This is a genomic window from Candidatus Accumulibacter vicinus (genome assembly GCF_000584955.1).
Classification (GTDB): Bacteria; Pseudomonadota; Gammaproteobacteria; order Burkholderiales; family Rhodocyclaceae; genus Accumulibacter; species Accumulibacter vicinus.
On record NZ_JDSS02000037.1, the window covers coordinates 209820 to 210937 of the forward strand.

General features: G+C 65.7%; 1 protein-coding gene. It reads left to right on the forward strand.

The annotated features are described in order from the left end of the window. The coding region (gene rfbD / locus CAPSK01_RS16765; RefSeq protein ID WP_034929252.1) for a dTDP-4-dehydrorhamnose reductase at nt 1-870 on the forward strand (870 nt) is incomplete at its 5' end. Nucleotides 871-1118: the final 248 nt, after the last annotated feature.

Below are 1118 nucleotides of genomic sequence, written 5' to 3' on the forward strand. Positions count from 1 at the left end.
GGACAGGTCGGCTGGGAATTGCAGCGCAGCCTGGCACCGCTCGGCCAGATCGTCGCCCTCGATTACGAAGGAGCCGGCGGCCTGTGCGGCAGTTTCACCGATCTCGCCGGGCTGGCTGGCTGTGTGCGCACGGTCGCTCCCGACATCATCGTCAACGCCGCCGCCCATACGGCAGTCGACCAGGCCGAGTCTGAACCCGAACTGGCAAGAACCATCAACGCCCTGGCGCCCGGTGTGCTCGCCGAGGAAGCCGGGCGGCTCGGTGCCTGGCTGGTGCATTACTCGACCGACTACGTCTTTGATGGCAGCGGCAAAGCGCCATGGCAAGAAAGCGACCCGACCGGCCCGCTCGGTGTCTACGGCAAGACCAAGCTCGCAGGTGAGCAGGCGGTGGCTCGCTGCGACCGGCATCTGATCTTCCGCACCAGTTGGGTCTTTGCTGCGCGTGGCAACAACTTTGCCCGCACCATGCTGCGGCTGGCGAGCGAGCGCGATCAACTCCAGGTCGTCGCTGACCAGATCGGCGCGCCGACCGGGGCCGATCTGCTGGCGGACGTGACCGCGCACGCCATTCGCAGCGTACAGCATCGCCCAGACCTCGCCGGCCTCTACCATCTGGTAGCCGGCGGCGAGACCAGTTGGCACGGCTACGCCCGGCATGTCATCGAACATGCACGCGCGGCCGGACAGGCGATCAGGGTAGATCCAGAGGCCATCCAGGCCGTACCGAGCAGTGCCTACCCGGTCCCCGCCCCACGCCCCCACAACTCCCGTCTCGATACGCGCAAGCTACGGGCCGCCTTTGACCTCGTTCTGCCGGACTGGCAAACGGGCGTGGACCGCATGTTGCTGGAAATCCTCGGACAATGAGTCCTTGAAACGTTCTTTCGTCAGCCATTCGGGCTGTTGCCGAGCATGCCAAGCGGAAAGTTTCGGGTTGATCCGGCCGATTCGCGCCTGAGACCGCGGTGCGCCTTGCTACCCAAGCGCGTCGAGCGGGCTGCGAACGCCTCGCCCACCCCGCTTGAGCACAGGCGTGTAGATCATCGTCATCGCGACATCCGCATGGCCCCACGGTAAATTTGTTCTCCGCCGCACTTCACGCTTTGGCGTTGCCG